Genomic DNA, 19,220 nt, shown 5'->3' with positions numbered 1-19,220 from the left:
TGCGCAGGTCCACGCGCTTGCACGTCCTCACGTTCGCATGTCTGACTAAAACCACCATTCCTTCTGATAACGGAGAAACGCATGACCACGCGCGCAGGATGGATCTCTCGCCTCATGGTGTCGACCGTGTGCTCGTTTGCCGCGCTCGGCGCGAGCGCACAGCAGACCATCAAGATCGGTGAGATCAATAGCTACAAGGCGCAGCCTGCCTTTCTCGGGCCTTACAAGCAAGGCTGGAATCTCGCACTCGAGCAGGTGAACGCGGCGGGTGGCGTGCTCGGCAAGCAGCTCGAAGTCATTTCGCGCGACGACAACGGCAACCCCGGCGACACGATCCGCGTCGCCCAGGAGCTGATCGCGCGCGAGCAGGTGCAGGTGCTGTTCGGCGGCTTCCTGTCGAACACGGGCCTCGCGCTCGCCGACTTCGCGAAGCAGAAGAAGATCTTCTTCCTCGCGGCCGAACCGCTGACCGACAAGATCGTCTGGGCCGATGGCAACAAATACACGTACCGTCTGCGTCCTTCGACCTACATGCAGGTCGCGATGCTGGTGCCCGAGGCCGCGAAGCTGAAGAAGAAGCGCTGGGCGATCGTGTATCCGAACTACGAGTACGGGCAATCGGCGGTGGCGACCTTCAAGAAGCTGCTGACGGCCGCGCAGCCGGACGTGCAGTTCGTCGTCGAACAGGCGACGCCGCTCGGCAACGTCGACGCGGGCGCCGTGACCCAGGCGATCGCCGACGCGAAGCCCGACGCGATCTTCAACGTGCTGTTCGGCGCCGACCTCGGCAAGTTCGTGCGCGAGGGCAATACGCGCGGGCTCTTCAAGGATCGCGCGGTGGTGTCGCTCCTGACCGGCGAGCCCGACTACCTCGATCCGCTCGGCGCCGAAGCGCCGACCGGCTGGATCGTGACCGGCTACCCGTGGTATTCGATCGATACGGCCGCGAACAAGCAGTTCGTCGACACGTATCAGGCGAAATATCACGACTATCCGCGGTTGGGCTCGGTGGTCGGCTATTCAGCGCTGATGTCGATCGCGGACGGCATCAAGAAGGCGGGTTCGACCGATCCGGACAAACTCGCCGCCGCGTTCAAGGGGCTCAACGTGCAGACGCCATTCGGCCCGATCACGTACCGCGCGCAGGACAATCAGTCGACGATGGGCGCGTATGTCGGCGTGACCGGCGTGAAGGACGGCAAGGGTGTGATGACGTCGTACCGCTATGTGGATGGCGCGAGCGTGCAGCCATCGGACGCCGAGGTGAAGAAACTGCGCCCGGCGGATTGAGGACGTGGCGCGCGGCGGTCCGTCGTGACTGCCGCGCAATGGCCGCGCGAGTGTTGGTGAATGCGCGTCCGCAGCGGCTTTTGCCACGAGCGGGCGGCTTTGAAAACGGCGGTTGCCGTCGGCGAAACCTACTCTTCCGCGTCGTGCTCCGTGACGAAGCGCTTCAGATAAGCGAGCACGGCCGCTTCCATCGCGCGATGATCGGCGGTGTTTTTCGAGCCCGCGTTTTCTTCATCGCCGAACAGTGTGGACGGCGCGTTATGCACGTCCACTTCCTGCCCTTCGCGGAACACGCGAATTTCGTGGACGTCCTCGACGTACTCGGCGATCCAGTGCACGCCCTCGATATGCGTGCCAGCGCGAACCGTAACTATCTTCATGGCTGTCTCCATGCAAGGCGGTCGATTTGAGTTAGCGCTTCGGCGCTTACTCCCGTCCCATGTCCACCACCATACGCCGTCCCGCCGACGCACGCGAGTCCCGCCGCGCAACCGCCGCCGGACCATGGCGCGGATGGGCGCTCCGGCACGCTCGTTGCTGAACGATAGAGACTCACCCACAACCGGAGAACCGTCATGCCAGAGCAGAAAACCTTGAAGCGTGCCGAGGCCGATAAACGCGCCGGCAAATCAGCGAGTACTCAAGCGGGAGAGTTCGTCAAGGAACAGGTGGACAAGGTCCGCGCCGGCAAGCACGGCGTGCGCTCGCCGAAGCAGGCGATCGCGATCGGGTTGTCCGAGGCGCGGCGCGCGGGCGTCGACGTAAAGCCGCCGAAGAAGGGCGCCACGAGCGAGGCGACCCGCAAGAAAGCGCAGAAGGACAGCGCGGCGGGCAAGCACGAAGGCGCCGCGAAGAAGAGTGCGAGCAAGGAGTCGAGCGCGAAACGCTCGCGTGTGTCGGAGAGCGTGCTCGAGCGCGAGAGCAAGGCCGGGGCGTCGTCGGCGGCGATGTCGAAGCAGGCGAAGTCGGCGGCGGCCAAGCGGCCAGCCGCGAGCCGCTCGGCCGCAGCCAAAAAGGCCGCTGCGACGAAGGGCGCGGCTGGACGCTCCGCTGCCGCGAAAAAGGCCGCGCAAACGCGGGCCTCGCGCGCGCATCACTGAGCTTGCGGCTCGCAAAGCGGCAGCAATAAAAAAGAGCGGCGCACGCATGCGCGTGCCGCCGCTCTTTCGTCGTCGCCTGGTGGCGCGCTTGCGCGCCTTCTTACTGCACCGTCGCCAGCACCTCGCCAACGGTGCGGAAGAGCCGCGCGATCTGCTCTTCGTCGATGATCAGCGGCGGCGAGAATGCGAGGATGTCGCCGGTGAAACGGATCAGCACGCCTGCCTCGAAGCATTTGACGAACGCCTCGTAGGCGCGCGCGCCCGGCGCTCCGTCGCGCGATTCGAGCTCGATGCCCGCGACGAGGCCGAGATTGCGCACGTCCTTCACGTGCTTCGCGCCGCGCAGCCCATGCGCGGCGTCTTCGAACGTCGGCGCGAGGCTGGCCGCGCGCTCGAACAACTGGTCGCGGCGGTACAGATCGAGCGTCGCGATCGCGGCCGCGGCAGCCGCCGGATGCGCCGAGTACGTGTAGCCGTGGAACAGCTCGATCGCGCCCGCCGCGCCGCTGCCGACGACCGTGTCGTGGATCGTGCGGCTCGCCGCGACCGCGCCCATCGGAATCGACGCGTTGTTGATCGCCTTCGCCAGCGTGATCAGGTCCGGCGTGACGCCGAAGTGTTCGCTCGCGGTCGCCTTGCCGAGGCGGCCAAAGCCCGTGATCACCTCGTCGAAGATGAGCAGGATGCCGTGCTTCGTGCAGATCTCGCGCAGCTTCTGCAGATAGCCTTGCGGCGGAACCAGCACGCCGGTCGAGCCGGCCACCGGTTCGACGATCACCGCGGCGATCGTCGAAGCGTCGTGCAGCGCGACGATGCGCTCCAGCTCCTCGGCCAGATGCGCGCCCCATGCGGGCTGGCCTTTCGAGAACGCGTTGTGTTCGAGGTTGTGCGTGTGCGGCAGATGATCGACCGCCGGCAACAGCGCCCCCGAAAACGTCTTGCGATTCGGCGCGATACCGCCGACCGAAATCCCGCCGAAACCGACGCCGTGATAGCCGCGCTCGCGGCCGATCAGACGCGTGCGCTGGCCTTCGCCGCGCGCGCGATGGTAGGCGAGCGCGATTTTCAGCGCGGTGTCGACCGATTCGGAGCCCGAGTTCGTGAAGAAGATGCGATCGAGCCCTTCCGGCATCAGCTCGGCAACCTTCTTCGCCGCTTCGAACGCGAGCGGGTGGCCCATCTGGAAGGTCGGCGCGAAGTCGAGCGTCGACAGCTGCTGCGTGATCGCGGCGATGATTTCATCGCGGCCATGGCCGGCGTTCACGCACCACAGCCCGGCGCAACCGTCGAGAATCTCGCGCCCGTCGGTGCTTCGGTAGTACATGCCCTTCGCCGATTCCAGCAGGCGCGGCGCGGCCTTGAACTGGCGGTTGGCGGTGAAGGGCATCCAGAAGGACGACAGATCGTCGATGACGGGGCGCGAAGTCATGGCATCTCCTCGAAGTGGCGCGGTTGGGGCTTTAAGCGTAGCCAAACTGTAGCCCTCGCGGTTTAATGGCGGCATAAACAGTTGACCAAGTGTGGTGTCAACTGTGCTGGTGGATTCGCGCGAACTGTTCCGGTAAGCGGGCGGTCCGCGGTCCGTCTTTTTGCCCCTCGTTTTTCGCCCGAAACATGATCGAACTGGACCTTCAACGCGACCGGCGCGCGGCGCCGACGCTCGTCGAACAGGTCGTGCAGAGCTTCGCGCGCGCGATCGACTCGCAATCGCTGCGCGCCGGCGCACTGCTGCCGTCGGTGCGGCAGCTTGCCCAAAGCCACGCGCTGAGCACCTTCACCGTGACCGAGGCGTACAACCGGCTGGTGTCGATGGGGCTCGTGGTCGCGCGGCGCGGCTCCGGCTATCGGGTGGCGGCGCGCTCGCCGTCCACGCGCGCGGCCGTCGCCGACTGGACGCCGCCGAGCCTGACCGCGACGTGGCTGCTGTCCGACGTGTTCGCCGATCACTCGGTGCCGATCAAGGCGGGCTGCGGCTGGCTGCCGAGCGAATGGACCAACGAGAGCGGCCTGCAGCACTCGCTGCGCGCGCTGAGCCGGGTGCCGGCCGCGCGGCTCGGCGACTATGGCCATCCGTACGGCTTCGCGCCGCTGCGCGAGCGCATCGCCGAACAACTCGACCGGCGCGGGCTGCCCGTCGACGTCGCGAACGTGCTGCTCACGCAGGGCGCGACGCAGGGGCTCGATCTGATCGTGCGCACGCTGCTGCGCGCGGGCGATGCGGTGATCGTCGAAGATCCCGGCTACTGCAATCTGCTGCAGATCCTGAAGCTCGCCGGGCTGGTCGTGCATGGCGTGCCGCGCACGCCGGCCGGCGTCGATACGGACGTTCTCGCAACGCTGGTCGCGCGGCACAAGCCGAAGGCGATCTTCGTCAACACCACGCTCCAGAATCCGACCGGCGCGACCTTCGGCATGTCGGCCGCGTTCCGCTTGCTGCAGATCGCCGAGCGCGAGCGCATCTGGGTGATCGAGGACGACGTGAGCCGCGAACTCGCGCCGGCCGGCGCGCCGCTACTGGCGGCGATGGAAGGCTTGCAGCGCGTGTTGCACGTCGGCGGCTTTTCGAAGACGGTGACGCCGTCGCTGCGCTGCGGCTATGTGGTGGCCGAGCAGGCGGTGCTGCGCGAACTCGCGCGCACGAAGATGGCGGTGGGGCTGACGTCGTCGGAAACGATCGAGCGGATCGTCGACAAGGTGCTGGTGGAAGGGCGTTACGCGCGCCACGTCGAGATGGTCAACGAACGGCTCAAGCTCGCGCACGTGGCACTCGAAGAACGGCTGGACGCGCTCGGGCTCGAGGTGTTTCACCGGCCGCGCGCGGGGCTCTTCATGCTGGCGCGTCTGCCGATCGAAGCGGAGCGCGCCGCCGAGGTCGCGACCGCCGCGCTCGCGCACGGCATCTGGCTCGCACCGGGCTCCTACTTCCGTCCCGACGACGCGCCGAGCGCGTGGTTCCGCTTCAACGCGCCGTATTCGAGCGACGACGCGTTGTGGCGCTTCATCGAGCGGGTCGGGCAGGGGGCGTGGTAGACGCGGCGGCGCGCGTCGAAAGCTCAGCCGCTGTGCCCGATCAGCTTCAGCGTGATCGGATACAGCGACGCGACCAGCAGCAGCGCCATCGCGATGTTGAAGACGCGCAGCCGCTTCGGGTTCGACAGCACCTCGCGCATCGCGGTGCCGAAACCGGCCCACACGCAGATGCACGGAAAGCCGATCACATAGAACACCGCAGCCATCGCGACGGCGTTCATGCCGAAGCTGTTGCTCAGGTGAATCGTCGTCGCGGCGGTCAGCACCATCATCCACGCCTTCGGATTGACCCACTGAAACGCGATCGCCTCGTGAAAGCGCATCGGGCGACGCTCGCCGTTCCTGAGCTTCAGTTCGCCCGACGTGCCGATTTTCCACGCCAGATACAGCAGATAAGCGATGCTGACGACTTCGAGCACCGTGTACAGCACGGGGAAATGCACGAACGCCTCGCCGAGGCCGATGCCGACCGACAGCATCAACAGCACCACGCCGACGCTGATACCGGACAGATGAGGCAGCGTGCGGCGAAAGCCGAAATTGACGCCCGACGCGAGCAGCATCGTGTTGTTCGGACCGGGCGTGATCGAGGTGACGAGCGCGAACAGGATGCCGGCGGGCAGCGCGCTGAGAGTGACGAAAGACATGGGGGCTCCGGTGTCGCCAACAGAAAACGGTGAGGCTCATTCTAGCGACAGGGGCCGGTACAGTACCTGTACGGTTTTGAAAATGATGTCCGGTACGGATCGATGATGACTTGATTGGCCGGAAAGCGTCGCCACGCGGCGTTTCAACACTCGGTAGTTAACATATGTTGCAATTATTTTTTTAATGGCAACATATGGAGACGGCTGGCGCAGCAGCCCGCCATCTATCAGGAACCTGCTGCACGATTGGAGATACCCATGAAAGTGATGAATTGGTCCACTGTTGCCATGCTCGTGGCGGCAACGTTGGCGAGTCCGGGCGCGTTTGCGCAGGACGCGACGTCCACGCTCGCGAAGATCCAGCGAAGCGGCGTGATCGCGATTGGCCATCGCGAGACGTCGGTGCCGTTCTCGTACGTCGACGCGAACAACGAGGTGGTCGGCTTTTCGCAGGACCTGTGCAACAAGGTCATCGACGCGGTCAAGGCGAAAACGAAGCGTCCGGACCTCAAGGTGCGCTTCATCCCGGTCACCTCGCAGAATCGCATTCCGCTCGTGCAGAACGGCACGGTCGATCTCGAATGCGGCGTGACGACCAATCTCGTCGCGCGCCAAAGCCAGGTGGCGTTCGCCGACACGTTCTTCGTCGCGACGACGCGTCTTCTGACGCGCAAGGACTCGGGCATCAAGGACTTTCCGGATCTCGCGGGCAAGACGGTCGTGACGAATCAGGGCACGACGTCCGAGCGCATCCTGCGCAAGATGAACGAGGACAAGAAGATGAACATGCAGATCATCAGCGCGAAAGATTACGGCGAAGGGCGTCTCACGCTCGAAAGCGGCCGCGCCGTCGCGTACATGATGGATGACGTGTTGCTTGCCGGCACGCGCACGCTGACCGCGAAGCCGTCGGACTGGATCATCACCGGCACGCCGCAATCGTCGGAAGCGTATGGCTTCATGTTGCGACGCGACGATCCGGAGTTCAGAAAGCTCGTCGATGACACGCTCGAACAGGTGATGAAAGGACCGGAAATCCACACGATGTACGACCGATGGTTCATCAAGCCGGTGCCGCCGAAAAACATCAGCTTCGACTTTCCGATGAGCGATTCGCTGAAGCAGCTTTACGCGACGCCAAACGACAAGGCGCTCGAATAACGGCTTTGGCCGCTATTGCGCGTAGGAATGGTTTCTAGTGGCAGTCCTTTGCTCTTTCCTCTATACCTGGCTATAGGCGGCGGGTTTCGGTTGAACGTCGCCTATAGCGGGAACGGAGGTGCAAAGTGAAGAGGCCGATGGAATCTTCGCGGCGCGGACGGATTTTCCCCAGTGGAATTCTTCGTGCTGCGCTGGCGTTGGCAAGCGGCGTATTCATGGTGTCCGCAAACGTCGACGCACAAATGCGCGCGATTACGATCGTATCGGGCACTTATGGCGAGAATTGCGGCGCGCCGCGCGGCAACCTGACTCGTGAGCTCGAGCGTCATTGCAACGGACGGGAAACTTGCGATTACGCGTTGCCCGGCCTGCACAAAGGTGGCACGACGATGGCATGCCCACGCGACTTCCACGCCGAATGGCAATGCGACCACGCGGACTTCCACACTGCGGCGCTGGGTCCCGGCGCGAAATCGGGCGACACGCTCGTGCTGGGTCGCGTCGAGTCGCGTGGCGCGGGCAAATAGCTCCGTGCGCGAATAAAAAGGCCGAGACCCTAACGGGGGCTCGGCCTTTGATTTTTGCGGCGGTCTTTTTAGCTGGCTTTACGAACCCGCGCGAACCCGCGCGAACCGGCGCGAACCGGCGCGAAGCGCCGCTTGCTGAGCGACGGCCCGATACGACGGAACCGTTCCCGTTTGTGTTCTTCTTCGAAGTGCGCGAGCGACGGCTTGACCAGATCGCTGCGCGACACGATCCCCACCAGACGCATGCTGTTGCGATCGGCGACCACCGGCAGGCGTTCGAGCCCCAGCACGGCGAGCCGCGTCGCCACCAGCCGGCAGGTTTCGGATGACAAAGCAGACGCGGTGTTGTGTTGCGCGAACACGTCGGCGAGCGTCATCGCGCGCTTGCGTTCCGTGTCCTCGGCGCAGAAGCGTTCGAGCAACATGCGGTCGGCCACGCCGATCACCGCGCCGTCGCGCACCACCGGATACGCGCGGCGCAGCTGGTTCGCGCCGAACAGCGTCTGCAGCGTTGCGCCGACCGTCGTGGCGGCATCGACCGATTCGACCGAGGCGGTCATCACTTCGTCGACATAGTGGCGCTCGAGCGGATCGACGCCGTACTCGCGATAGATGTGATAGCCGCGTCGCGCGATTTTCTCGGTCATGATCGAGCGCCGCATCACGACCGTGGAGAAGCCGTGCGCGATCAGCGTTGCCGTCAGGAGCGGCAACAGCGCGTTGGCGTCGTGCCTGAGGCCGAACGCGAACACGATGGCCGTCAGCGGCGCGCCGAGCGTGGCACCAAGCGTCGCGGCCATGCCGGCCGCCGCGCCCGCCACGAGCAGCGTCTTGCGTTCCGCCGACGTGACCTTCACGCACTGCGCGATCAGCGAGCCGAGCGCGCCGCCGGTCATGATGATCGGGCCTTCCGCGCCGAACGGCCCGCCGCTGCCGATCACGATGCCCGACGACAACGGCTTGAGCACCGCCACTTTCGGCGACATCTTGCTCTTGCCGAACAGGATCGCCTCGATCGCCTCGGGAATGCCGTGGCCGCGAATCTTTTCGGAGCCGAAGCGCGCCATCAGCCCGACGATCAAACCACCGATCATCGGCACGCCGATCACCCAAATGCCAAGCGTATTGGTGGCGGGCGAACGGTCGACGAACGACAGCGTGCCGAAGAAAAACAGATTGGTGAACAGGCGAATCAGGTTCAGCAGAACAAAGGCGGCAATCGTACTGACGAAGCCGATGCCCGCGGCGAGCGCGAAGATGCCGGGCAGCCGTGCATTCGCCGCGAAGTCGCGTTTGTGGGAATCCATGCTCATGGTTAGTCGAGGTCGATCCGTGGAACCTGGAAGGAGCCTTCGAGCGATCTCAATTCGGCGCGATGCAATTCCGCAAGCCGTTCGAGTACCCGTTCTCCCGCTCTTTCGAGGTGTACTTCAACCTGGCGGCGATCGGTCTCGCTGACCTGGCGGCGCACGAGATTCAGTGCCTCGCAGCGCGATACCAGCGCGACGACGCCGTGATGTTGCGCCTGCAGACGCTCCGCGAGTTCGCCGACGGTCGCCCAGTCGCGCTCCGGATAGCCCTTGATGTGCAGCAACAACAGGTATTGCAACGGCGTGATGCCCTCGCTTTGCGCGGCCTGCTCCGAGAAGCGCTCGAAGCGCCGCATCTGATAGCGAAACTGCGACAACTGCTCGAAATCGCTCTTAACGAGCTTGCGAGTCCGTACTTTCATGGCAAATCCGCCAATGTGAAGAAAACCGAAAATATATCACGTGATGATGTATTTAAGCGAATTGCGGCCGTCGCAACGGCATCGCGCGGCAGGTCTCCTCGGTCTTTTAGTTGAAAATCAGGCCGCCTCGCGGGCTCGGGTGGGGGTTTGCCGATACAGGCCGGAGATCAGGTCCACCTGCGTGATCATGCCGACCACGCGGCCCGCGCGATCGAGCACCGGGATGTGGTGATGGCCGAAGTTCGCGAACATCGGCACCAGTTCCGTGATCGGATCGGTGGCGGCGGCGCGCGTGCCCGGCGACACCGACACGACGTGGCGCGACATCACGTCTTCGCAGCGCAGTTCGTTGAAGCTGCGCGAGAACGCCTGAAGCTGCGTTTCGCGCAGCAGCGAATAGAGATCGTCGGTGTCGATGTCGAGCAGTGCGTCACGGCGCCCGAGCACGGCTTTGACGTCTTCGCGCGTGAAGCCGACGCGCGCGGCTTCGTCGGCGGCCTGGCTCGGCGTCGCGCGGTCCTGGCGTCCCGCATGCGGATAACGGTGGCCGGTTGCCGCATGATAGACGAGCGCCGCGAACAACAGCGCGGCCGACTGGATCGCGATCGGTTCGAGCACGAAGCGGTAGCCGAGCGCATGAATGACCGGGCCGCCCAGCACCGCGGTCAACGCGACCGCGCCCGACGGCGGGTGCACGCAGCGCAGCGCGAACATGCCGGAGATCGACAGCGCCACCGCGAGGGCGGCCGCCAGCGTCGGATCGCCGATCAGCATCGCGCAGGTTACGCCGACCGTCGCGGACACGAGGTTGCCGCCGATGATCGACCACGGCTGCGCCAGCGGGCTCGCGGGCACCGCGAACAGCAACACGGCGGAAGCGCCCATCGGCGCGACGAGCAGCGGAATATTTGCGACGGGACCGAGCAGCAGATACATCAGACCGCCGGTGAACGCGATGCCGAGCAGCGCGCCGAGGCACGAACGAGCACGCTCGTGCCATTTCACGGTGACCGGTGCAGGGAGAAAGCTGGCAAGCCAGCCGAGAGCAGGAGAGCGGGACAAGATAGGAGCAGAAAGTAGTCGATGATGCCGGGCCCGAGATTACCGGGAAAACCTGGCAACGCGAATACAGTCTGGTCATGATTATATGTCAATATGATATAAAAGTTCTCCGCCCCCCCCCCCCCGCGCGGCGCGCGGAATCTGTCGCATCTCGCAGACAGTCGAGAACACAGCCGACGTGCTTCAGCATGGCCCTTAAATCACCCCTCGGCGCGTTCTTTTTTGTCACGTCGTGATATAAAATGAAAGCAGACGGATTGAGAGGACTGGTTGGCCGTTGCCTGATAGACCGATAAAGGAGCCATCATGATGGTCACGTTTCAATCGACGGCGTCGCCGGATGTCGTCATGCTCAGGGATCTCGCACAATATCTGCTTGGTCTGATCGGCAAGCGGCTCGGCGCGCGGGGCGTTATCAGCCACGACGAGCTGCCCCGCGCGATCGATCGGCTCGAAACCGCCATCACCGAAGACGCGGCCGCGGAAACGACCCTCGAAGCATTGCACTGCTCAACCAGTAATCAACGCGAGTCGCGCAACCGGCTGTCGCAGCGCGCGTGGCCGTTTCTGGACATGATGCGTGCGGCGCGCGACTCGGACGCGGACATCATCTGGGGGCTGTAGTTCGTCGAGGGAATCGCGATGAAACAACTTGCGTCGTGTCGACGTTTCGCACTCGTCCTTATTTCGGTTTGCGCCGTTCCGCTTGCCTATGCGTTCTCACCCGCGCAGCAGACCGGCCGGTACCCGCAGCCGGTGTGCGGCTCTTGCACCGCATCGTGCGGCACGGGGGTGCGAAGCAGTGTGATCGGCGTGTACGGCGGCACCGTTGTCGACCAGTTGTCCAGCGGAGCGGTGGTGCTCGTGAGATGGCCGAACGGTTCGCCGCACGAGGCATGGACCGCTCGGTCGCATGGCTATGGTCTGCCCGTCGATCCCGCGGCAAACGCTGCTCATGTTTTCTTTCTGTGGCCTGAGTCGTAGCGCGGTGTTCCTGATCGCCGTGCCGAGCAACCGCCATTTCAGGGCAGGGATTCGGTGGCCGCCGAAACTGGCGAATAGTGCCTGTTTGACGGCGTTTCTGTAGGTATTTGCATGCATCGGTGTCGCACGGTATATATCACGAACTGACATATAATTAATTGATCACGTGCCGCACGGCGCAAGGAGGTTCTCATGTCGAGCTTCAGGCGCATTCTTCTCTGCTACGACGGAACTCGCGAAGGACAACACGCGTTGAAGGACGGTGCCGCTCTCGCGCAAGACCTGAACGCTGAAGTGCACCTGCTTTCCGTGCTCAACAATACGGCGTGGATGCAGGGCGCGGACATCACGTCCACGGTGCCGATCGATTTCATCAACGAATCCGCCAAAACGCTGCTCGACGAGGGCCTACAGAAGCTCGCCGCACGCGGAATTCGCGCGACCGGTCATCTCGCGATCGGCGAACCACTCGATGAGATTCCGTTTTTCGCTAACGATCTGAAGGCCGATCTGGTCGTCGTCGGTCATCGTCGCAGTCACGGACTCGCGCGATGGTGGGGTGGCCGGCACGACGGGCTGCTGCTCGATCGCGTGACGTGCAGCGTGCTGGTCACGATGGGCGCGGCAACCGATGCGCCGGCCGCAGCCGCAGGCACGGGCGAGACCGCGCGGTCCGCCGAACATTCATGAGCGTTGTGTTGTGTGTTGAGTTGCGTTGCGTTGGCACGGAGGCACATCATGAAAGACGTCGACGAACAGTTCAATCATCCTCATCCTCAGCCCGTCAGGCACAGCGATAACGAAAAGAGCAAGCTGCCGCAGCGCGCCGCCGATGCGCAGCGGCCGAAGAAAAAACCCGAAGGCGAGCCGCCGGTCGAGTAACGAGGGGCGGCGCCACGCCGTTCAGTTCGCGCGGAAACACTAAAACGCTGCCAGCCCGAAAGGCTGGCAGCGTTTTAGTCATGCATGCAAACCGCTGGCACAGGCGACCGACGTCACGTCAGACAATCAGAAGTCGGTGCTGACCGACAACAGGAACGTACGCGGTGCGCCCTGGGTCAGGTACGTCGTCGCGCCGTAGGCCGACACGGCTGACCAGTACGCCTTGTTCGTCACGTTCTGCACGGTGGCGCGCAACGTCGTCCTCTTGCCGTAGATGGACGTCTCGTAACGCGCCCCCAGGTCGAAGCGGTTCCACGACGGGATCGACAGCGTGTTGGCCGCGTTCGCTTCCTGCGCGCCGGTATGGATCCAGCGCGCGTTGACCGCGAGCCCCGGCACCATCGGAATGTCGTAATCGGCGCCCAGATTGAACAGGAAAGTCGGCACGCCCACCGGACGGTTGCCGTCGTAGGTTCCGCCTGGTGTGTTCTCGAGCGTCGCGTCCATCAGCGAAGCGCCGGCCAGCAGACGCAGGCCCTTGAGCGGCTCGCCGTACACTTCGGCTTCGAGACCGCGATGGCGTTCGTTGCCGTTCAGGCCATAGATATGCGTGGCCGGGTCGGTGAACGCCGACGGCTGTTCGATCTGGAAAGCGGCAAACGACGCGCCGAGCCTTTCGGTGTCGTACTTGACACCCACTTCCCACTGCTTCGTGCGGACCGGCGCCAGTTGTTGACCGTAGTTCAGCGTGCCCGCCGGCGCGATGCTGCCCGCTGCCAGCGCTTCGCTGCGGTTCGCGAAGATCGACACGTTCTGCGTCGGGCGCAGAACGAGGCCGAACAGCGGCGTCGTGATGCCGTCGCTGTAGTTGCCGCTGCCGATGCCCGTGTTGTCGTAGTTGGCCGTCGCGATCTGCTGGCGACGCGCGCCGACCGTGAACAGCACCCGGTCATGCAGGAAGCCGAGCGTATCGGACGCGGACACGCTGCGGATCACCGTGGTGGCCGTCATGCCCGGATCGGCCAGGTTGCCGCCTGACATCGTCGTGGCCGGGTAAGGCGTCTGCACCGTGTTGTAGAGCGAGACCGGGCCCATGAAGGCGTAGGTCCACGCGGAGTTGGTGTTCTCGCTCGTGATGGCGCCGCCCGCCGCAACCCTATGCGAGACCGGGCCAGTGTCGAAGCGGCCGCGCACGCCGACTTCGGCGGAGCTCGAATTCTGGTTGTACGGCACGCCGAGACGGGCACCGGTGACGCCGGTCGACGAATAGGTCGGCGAGTAGTACTCACCTTGCTCGACCGTGCGGCGCACACCACCGGTCGCATAAGCGGTCCAGCCCGGCAGGAAGTCGTATTCGGCCTTCAGGATGCCGACGGTGTCTTCGAGGTTCGTGTACGACCAGTTCTGCGCGTAGTTGTACGTTGCCGGCGGCACGGCGGGAATCGCGTCGGTGAAGTAGACGACCGGGCGGCCGTCGCTGACGTGCTCGCGCTGATACAGGAAGTCGCCGGACAGACGCAGCTTGTCGCCGCGCCAGTCGAGCGCGACGGCCGTGGTGTTGTCGCGGCGGTGTTCGCCGTCGATGCTCGTCTCGCCGTCACGATTCGCCTGGTTCACGCGAATCCCGAACTGGCCTTCGCTGCCGAAGCGTCGGCCGACGTCCACGTGCGCGCCGAACTCGCCGGAGCCGCTGGTTGCGAGTGTCACGTTGGTGGTCGGCGTGTCCTCCGCTCGCTTCAGCTGCACGTTCACGCCGCCGCCGATCGCCGAGCCCGTCGGCGAAGCACCGTTCAGGAACGCGTTGGCGCCCTTGAACACGTCGACCCGCTCGACCGCCGCGGTCGAGACCAACTGGCGCGGCGTAACGCCGTACAGACCGTTGATCGAGATGTCGTCGGCATTGAGCTGGAAGCCGCGAATCACGAACACTTCCGAGAAGTTGCCGTAGCCGTATGCGGTTCGCACCGACGGGTCGTTTTCGACCACGTCGGCGAGCGTGCGCGCCTGCTGATCCTTGATCAGCTTGGCCGTGTAGGTCGTCATGCTGAACGGCATGTCGATGTTGCGCTGCTTGCCGAGCACACCGTAGTCGGCGCCGCGCGCGACCTGGCCGCCCGCGTATGTCGGCGACAGGTCGCCGGGCAACTCTTCGACGGCGGCCGCCTGAACCTTGATGGCGGGCAGCGTGCCGGCGGCGGCGGGGGCGGAGTCGGTGGATTGAGCGAACGCGCTGGCCGGGACACTGAAAGCGACGGCGATGGCGGCAAGGATGGTGGCGCGATGCAGAGTGGTTTGAGCAGGCGTGGCCTGCGGGCGATTCCAGCGTGAAACGGACATGAATTGGAAAGTAGGCGTGGTCGTCGATCTTCCGTCCCGGGGCGCTAGTTGGAATCCGGGCGGCATTTTTCCTGGTTGCACGCGCGGACGATGTCATTTATGTAAGCGGTCCGAGCGCGAAACGAAAGGTTCGGCGGAAGTATAGTGCAAATAGGAATCATTCCCATTATAGAAGCGCAACGATTTACAGAACTGATGGCAAAAGTGGAGGTTTTGATGACGTCAAGCCGCCGCGACGCGCGGGTTTGACGCCGCCGCAGCCGCGGTACAGCGCTTGCTACCCACCCAAAGGTTTACTCGCAGGCCGCCATACATGCCACGAAATCCGACAACCTGCCAGAGGTGGAGCGCCCGAGAGGTCCAGCTATTGCACGGCGTGCCGCGCGTGCTCGTCATCGACGACAACGAGAACGCCGCCGAAGCGCTTGCCACCTGGCTTTCCTACGAGGGCGTCGAGGCGCGCGCCGCGACCGGCTGCACGGCGGCGCTGCACTGCGTGCGCAACTGGGTGCCCGACGTCGTCGTGCTCGACATCATGATGCCGGAGCGCGACGGCTACGAAACGGCGAGCGCGCTGCGCCGCTATCTGCCGACGCACAGCCTCGGCATCGTCGCGTTTACGTCACTAGACGAGGACCACGTGAGGCAAACCGGCCGCGAGCGCCACAACTTCGACGGTTATTGCCAGAAGGGCACGGCGCCGGCCGTGTTGCTCGCACTGCTGCGAGGGTTGTGGCGCGGCTAGCGACGGGGCGCGCGTCGATAAAAAAACGCGGCGGCGTGGACATCGCTCCACACCGCCGCGCTTTTCAACCGCGCTTTTTTGTCGGACCCGCAACCCGCCGCGCTCAACCGCTCAGCTCTTTCGCGCGGTCTGCATCCAGCCGGCTTGCACGCCGAACTGCGCGATCTGTTTCGCGACTGCATCGGCGAGGCGCTTTGCATCGTCCGACACGCCCGCGCGCTTCGTTTCGGTCACGCCGTGCAGGCCCGCGCCGGCCGCTGCCGCGGTCGCGACGGTGCCGGCCGCTGCGCCGACCCCGGCGGTTTCGACCATGCCGGGCATCTTGCCGCTGTCCGCGTTGGCCGTGAAGCTCTGCACGACACGCGGCGTGCCGCCCGCGGGCTGGTAGACGATCCGCACCGCGCTGCTCACCTCGCTCTTGCCCGCGCCCAAGCCGATCAGCGTGCGGCGGCGGCGATTGCCGGCGTCGATCGTCTCGAAGCTGCCTTGCACGAGCAGCACGTTCTGGCCGGCGGGCACCGGCGCGTCGGTGCGCACCGCGTGCAGACCCATCGCCTGCAGCTGATGGACGATCTCGTCGGCGACCTGCTCGCGCACCTGGGCGGCATCGGCAACCTGCTGCTGCGCGTCCGACGAGCCCGACATCTGCATCTTCAGTTTTTGCAGCATGCCGCCGTTGTCGAGCTTGACCTGCTGCGGATCGGCATCGAACGTGTAGACGTAGATCGTGTCCGGATGCATCGTCGATTGCGTGCCTGCGTCGGCCGTCGCGGACGTGCTCGTCGCGCTCAGATTCGTGACGCTGGCGCCGGCGCAGCCGCTCAGCAGCGCGCCGCCGCACACGAATGCCATGCAGGTGAAACGGGCGGCGTTCTTTTTGATGAAGTTCACTGAAGTCAACATGATGATCCTGTGGTCGGCACGCGGTGCCAGTCTGTTCGAGTCCATCGCCGATGATCGGGCAACCGGGGGATCGTCGATCATCGGCGAAGGGATTCGCACGTGAAGCCTTTCGATCTCATGCGTCTGTGATTCGTCACGCACCGGCAGCGAACGAAGTATGGGTGAGCGGCTCGCCGAACTCCATTCAACAATTATTTCGAGCGATGTCACGGCGAAACGAAAAAGAGCGCGCGGACGTCGAGCCGCCGATCAGCTCAAAGCGAGCTTGACGATGCAGCACAGGACGAAAACTAGCAGGGCGGCGGCAATGGCCATGTCCAGCGGATAGCGCATTCCTTCACCCTGCCCTGACGTTGCGGAGCTCCTATCGTAATCACCTGACGGAAGATGAAAAGCATCAGTGAAGCGCCAATGTGGGACAGGCAACGTAGTCCCGGAAAGCCGCGCGGGGCAGGGCTGCGGGAGCGCACGGACGAGATGCGGCGATGGAGCGGTCGCTCGAACGCGCTCGCATGCTCCGGCGCAAAGAAAAAGCGCCACGTGGCGCGGCGCTTTATTCGCAATTCGCGATGAAAATTTATTGCGGTTGTGCCGCTGGCTGACCCGGCGGCGTGCCATGCGGCGCCTTGTTCGCCGCCACGAGATCTTCGGCGAGACTCGTGCGTAGCGTCGCGATCGCCTGCTCGGGATTGGCGGGCTTCAGCTGCTCGCGTGCGAGCGAGTCGTACACGTAGTGACGCAGCATCGGATCCTGGGTCTTGTTCAGAACCTCGTGGTAGACGGCGACGATCTCGCCTTCATGACCGTTTAGCGCGTATAGACGGCGCAGTTGTTCGAGATCATTGATCACCGCGAAAGCTGGGCTCGGGTGACCCATCATCGGACCGTGCCCCGGCGGCCCGTCGCCGCGCGGGCCGCCGTCGTGCATAGCGGCGGGCGGGGACGGCGGCATGCCGTCGTCGGCGAGCGCGGCCGTCGCGATGATGCCAAGAACCGCGGCCACGGCCGCGCCGAAGAATGCGTTTCTCATGATGTCGCTCCCATCGAAAACAGCGCCGGCGCCACGATGGACCGGCTCCTCGCAACGATAGTCGACCCGCTGATTCATCGGGTTACGAAAGCCATTCAGTAACTTTCCGAGCCTTTCGCGGCGCGCGGCTTAGCGGCGCGCGGCCTAGCGGCGCGCGGCTCTGCGGCGCAGACCCCGAAGCGACGCACGTTGCCGTGAACCGGTTTTCGCCAGGGTGAGTCCGCTGGCGCAACCCAGCCGGATAGCGCATGATTGCTCCGATGTGCCGTGCGACCCCAAAAGCAGCTTGCTGTGGCGGCACGCGCGGCACACGCAGCCGCCGGCATCTGCGTCGCGCCTGGTGCGGGCGACGCAGAGGCGATGAGTCTTCAACCGCAAGGAGGATTTCGCATGGACCGACCCGATGCAGCCAATCCGTTTGGCGATCTAACCAAAATGCTGGAGCAGTTCAAGCTCCCCGGATTCGACGTGCCCGCCATCATGGAAGCGCGCCGAAAGGACATGGAAGCGCTGGTTCAGGCGAATCAGACAGCATTCCAGGGGATGCAGTCGCTCGCGCAGAAACAGGCCGACATGCTGCGCACCACGCTGGGCGAGCTACAGGCGCTGACTGCGCAGCTCACGGCGGCCGGCACCGCGCCGTCGACCAAAACCGCGGAGCTGATCCAGCAGAGCCTGCACAAATCGCTCGCCGACATGCAACAGCTCGCACAAGCCGCGTATCAGACGCAGGCGGAGTCGTATGGGGTGATCGCGAAACGCGTCGAGGAGAACGTGCAGGAGTTGAAGTCGCTTCTTCAGCAACCGAAGAAGTAGCGCACGCCGCGTGTTCCGGACGATCTATGAAGCGGAGGGCCGCCAGGCCCTCCGCTTTTTTTTTTGCCCCGTCGGGATCTGTGCCGCAAGCCTCATGTAGTCAGAGGAATGCGGACTCCGCCCGCTCGTTATTCGGCAGACGCTTACATCGAAGAACAAACGCTGCTCACGTTCGCAACTTTTACGCGTGGCGGCCGCAATTTTCGCAGTCGGTCAGTTCTAAATGTCAGACGGAAACCGAATAAGCGTCAAAGCATTGTCGCCAAAAGGCTTTGCCCACGCTGATCAAACTTGATCGATCGATTCAGGAACTCCGAACAGTTTCGATCGCGCCGCAAACGATTGCCGCGCGCCATTCCCCTGACTAAAGTTTCGCCTCGCCTTTCCGTAGACGCATTCACGCAGCCCAACCGGCGTGAAGGCAACCGGCTTTGCCGGTCAGGTGTGCGCCCCTAGTCTCGCGTTTGTGATCGGCTACATGCAGGTCGCGGCGTTTCACCTCGAAGGAAATCTCTTGAAACCGATGCTTCTCACCCGCATTGCCTGCGCAATGCTCGGGGCGAGCTGCGCGTTGCCGTTCGGCGCGCACGCGACGCTCGGCCAGAACGCCAGCACCGTCGACGGCGATCAGGCGCGCCTGCATGCGGTTGCTCGCGCGGCCAGCGCACAGGGCGCGTATTCGGTGCATGCGCTGACGCTGCCGTCCGGCACCGAGGTGCGCGAATACGTGGCGGCCAACGGCATCGTGTTCGGCGTTGCGTGGGATGGCCCGACGCTGCCCGATCTGAAGGCGATGCTCGGCGCGTCCTTCGATGCCTACGTCGCCGCCAGCGCGGCGCGGCGCGGCGCGCCGCTCGCGGTCTCGACCAGTGACCTCGTGGTGTTCTCGAGCGGCCATCTGCGCGCGTTCACCGGCTACGCCTATCTGCCGCAGGCGGTGCCCGCGGGCGTCGACGTCAGCGTTATTCAATAAC

The 19,220-nt window shown here is 64.4% G+C and carries 20 protein-coding genes; 11 read left to right on the top strand and 9 right to left on the bottom strand.

What is annotated here, in order from left to right:
* Window positions 1-81 precede the first annotated feature (81 nt).
* Window positions 82-1,290 (top strand): ABC transporter substrate-binding protein, encoded by a 1,209-nt coding sequence (locus tag F6X40_RS33405; protein ID WP_187630767.1) that lies wholly within the window; start codon window positions 82-84, stop codon window positions 1,288-1,290.
* 128 nt (window positions 1,291-1,418) lie between these two features.
* Here F6X40_RS33405 and F6X40_RS33400 read toward each other — a convergent pair whose 3' ends face one another.
* Window positions 1,419-1,670 (bottom strand): hypothetical protein, encoded by a 252-nt coding sequence (locus F6X40_RS33400; RefSeq protein ID WP_018423554.1) that lies wholly within the window; start codon window positions 1,668-1,670, stop codon window positions 1,419-1,421.
* Between the two features lie 195 nt (window positions 1,671-1,865).
* Here F6X40_RS33400 and F6X40_RS33395 point away from each other — a divergent pair, with 195 nt between their 5' ends.
* Window positions 1,866-2,390, top strand: coding sequence for a DUF6496 domain-containing protein (locus F6X40_RS33395; protein WP_184063192.1), 525 nt, complete (start codon window positions 1,866-1,868; stop codon window positions 2,388-2,390).
* Between the two features lie 100 nt (window positions 2,391-2,490).
* Here F6X40_RS33395 and F6X40_RS33390 read toward each other — a convergent pair whose 3' ends face one another.
* The gene (locus tag F6X40_RS33390) at window positions 2,491-3,819 is read right to left on the bottom strand and encodes an aspartate aminotransferase family protein (RefSeq protein ID WP_184063190.1); all 1,329 of its coding nucleotides are present in this window, start codon (window positions 3,817-3,819) and stop codon (window positions 2,491-2,493) included.
* Between the two features lie 185 nt (window positions 3,820-4,004).
* Here F6X40_RS33390 and F6X40_RS33385 point away from each other — a divergent pair, with 185 nt between their 5' ends.
* Complete coding sequence (locus tag F6X40_RS33385; RefSeq protein ID WP_187630766.1) at window positions 4,005-5,420, top strand: PLP-dependent aminotransferase family protein; 1,416 nt, start codon at window positions 4,005-4,007, stop codon at window positions 5,418-5,420.
* A gap of 23 nt (window positions 5,421-5,443) precedes the next feature.
* Here the strand turns inward: F6X40_RS33385 and F6X40_RS33380 are convergent, their stop codons facing one another.
* Window positions 5,444-6,067 carry a LysE family translocator gene (locus F6X40_RS33380; protein ID WP_187630765.1) on the bottom strand — a complete coding sequence of 208 codons (624 nt, stop codon included), beginning with the start codon at window positions 6,065-6,067 and terminating at the stop codon, window positions 5,444-5,446.
* A 258-nt stretch (window positions 6,068-6,325) separates the two neighbouring features.
* Here F6X40_RS33380 and F6X40_RS33375 point away from each other — a divergent pair, with 258 nt between their 5' ends.
* A complete protein-coding gene (locus F6X40_RS33375; protein ID WP_184025029.1) occupies window positions 6,326-7,228 on the top strand; it encodes a glutamate/aspartate ABC transporter substrate-binding protein in 903 nt (300 codons plus the stop codon).
* 215 nt (window positions 7,229-7,443) lie between these two features.
* Window positions 7,444-7,755, top strand: coding sequence for a hypothetical protein (locus F6X40_RS33370; RefSeq protein WP_262421647.1), 312 nt, complete (start codon window positions 7,444-7,446; stop codon window positions 7,753-7,755).
* Between the two features lie 68 nt (window positions 7,756-7,823).
* Here the strand turns inward: F6X40_RS33370 and F6X40_RS33365 are convergent, their stop codons facing one another.
* The 3 genes from F6X40_RS33365 to F6X40_RS33355 all read right to left on the bottom strand — a co-directional run bounded on the left by F6X40_RS33365 (window position 7,824) and on the right by F6X40_RS33355 (window position 10,549).
* The gene (locus F6X40_RS33365; protein WP_187630763.1) at window positions 7,824-9,068 is read right to left on the bottom strand and encodes a chloride channel protein; all 1,245 of its coding nucleotides are present in this window, start codon (window positions 9,066-9,068) and stop codon (window positions 7,824-7,826) included.
* Between the two features lie 2 nt (window positions 9,069-9,070).
* Window positions 9,071-9,487 carry a MarR family winged helix-turn-helix transcriptional regulator gene (locus F6X40_RS33360; RefSeq protein WP_090807212.1) on the bottom strand — a complete coding sequence of 139 codons (417 nt, stop codon included), beginning with the start codon at window positions 9,485-9,487 and terminating at the stop codon, window positions 9,071-9,073.
* Between the two features lie 117 nt (window positions 9,488-9,604).
* Window positions 9,605-10,549, bottom strand: a complete 945-nt coding sequence (locus F6X40_RS33355) for an HPP family protein (protein ID WP_187630762.1) — start codon at window positions 10,547-10,549, stop codon at window positions 9,605-9,607.
* Between the two features lie 306 nt (window positions 10,550-10,855).
* Between F6X40_RS33355 and F6X40_RS33350 the strand changes: the two genes are divergently transcribed.
* The 3 genes from F6X40_RS33350 (at window position 10,856) to F6X40_RS33340 (ending at window position 12,415) form a co-directional block, all read left to right on the top strand.
* Window positions 10,856-11,173: a DUF1840 domain-containing protein gene (locus tag F6X40_RS33350; protein WP_187630761.1), complete on the top strand. Its 318-nt coding sequence runs from the start codon at window positions 10,856-10,858 to the stop codon at window positions 11,171-11,173.
* A 552-nt stretch (window positions 11,174-11,725) separates the two neighbouring features.
* Complete coding sequence (locus tag F6X40_RS33345; protein WP_184025075.1) at window positions 11,726-12,223, top strand: universal stress protein; 498 nt, start codon at window positions 11,726-11,728, stop codon at window positions 12,221-12,223.
* A gap of 48 nt (window positions 12,224-12,271) precedes the next feature.
* On the top strand, window positions 12,272-12,415 hold the full coding sequence (locus F6X40_RS33340) for a hypothetical protein (protein WP_184063176.1): 144 nt from the start codon (window positions 12,272-12,274) through the stop codon (window positions 12,413-12,415).
* Window positions 12,416-12,541: 126 nt separating this feature from the next.
* Here F6X40_RS33340 and F6X40_RS33335 read toward each other — a convergent pair whose 3' ends face one another.
* The gene (locus F6X40_RS33335; RefSeq protein WP_187630760.1) at window positions 12,542-14,752 is read right to left on the bottom strand and encodes a TonB-dependent receptor; all 2,211 of its coding nucleotides are present in this window, start codon (window positions 14,750-14,752) and stop codon (window positions 12,542-12,544) included.
* Between the two features lie 313 nt (window positions 14,753-15,065).
* On the opposite strand from F6X40_RS33335, the gene F6X40_RS33330 reads away from it, so the two are divergent.
* The gene (locus tag F6X40_RS33330; protein WP_187630759.1) at window positions 15,066-15,497 is read left to right on the top strand and encodes a response regulator; all 432 of its coding nucleotides are present in this window, start codon (window positions 15,066-15,068) and stop codon (window positions 15,495-15,497) included.
* Between the two features lie 111 nt (window positions 15,498-15,608).
* Here F6X40_RS33330 and F6X40_RS33325 read toward each other — a convergent pair whose 3' ends face one another.
* Window positions 15,609-16,400: a DUF4410 domain-containing protein gene (locus F6X40_RS33325; protein ID WP_187630758.1), complete on the bottom strand. Its 792-nt coding sequence runs from the start codon at window positions 16,398-16,400 to the stop codon at window positions 15,609-15,611.
* Between the two features lie 577 nt (window positions 16,401-16,977).
* Window positions 16,978-17,430 (bottom strand): hypothetical protein, encoded by a 453-nt coding sequence (locus tag F6X40_RS33320; protein ID WP_187630757.1) that lies wholly within the window; start codon window positions 17,428-17,430, stop codon window positions 16,978-16,980.
* Between the two features lie 390 nt (window positions 17,431-17,820).
* Between F6X40_RS33320 and F6X40_RS33315 the strand changes: the two genes are divergently transcribed.
* Entirely contained in the window at window positions 17,821-18,246 is a 426-nt protein-coding gene (locus F6X40_RS33315; protein ID WP_184063168.1) for a phasin family protein, read from the top strand.
* Between the two features lie 523 nt (window positions 18,247-18,769).
* Window positions 18,770-19,219, top strand: coding sequence for a DUF2844 domain-containing protein (locus tag F6X40_RS33310; RefSeq protein ID WP_187630777.1), 450 nt, complete (start codon window positions 18,770-18,772; stop codon window positions 19,217-19,219).
* Window position 19,220: the final 1 nt, after the last annotated feature.

Source organism: Paraburkholderia sp. UCT31, assembly GCF_014397655.1.
GTDB lineage: Bacteria > Pseudomonadota > Gammaproteobacteria > Burkholderiales > Burkholderiaceae > Paraburkholderia > Paraburkholderia tuberum.
The sequence above is the reverse complement of the archived record's forward strand: the minus strand, read 5'-3'. Positions and strand labels throughout refer to the sequence as shown.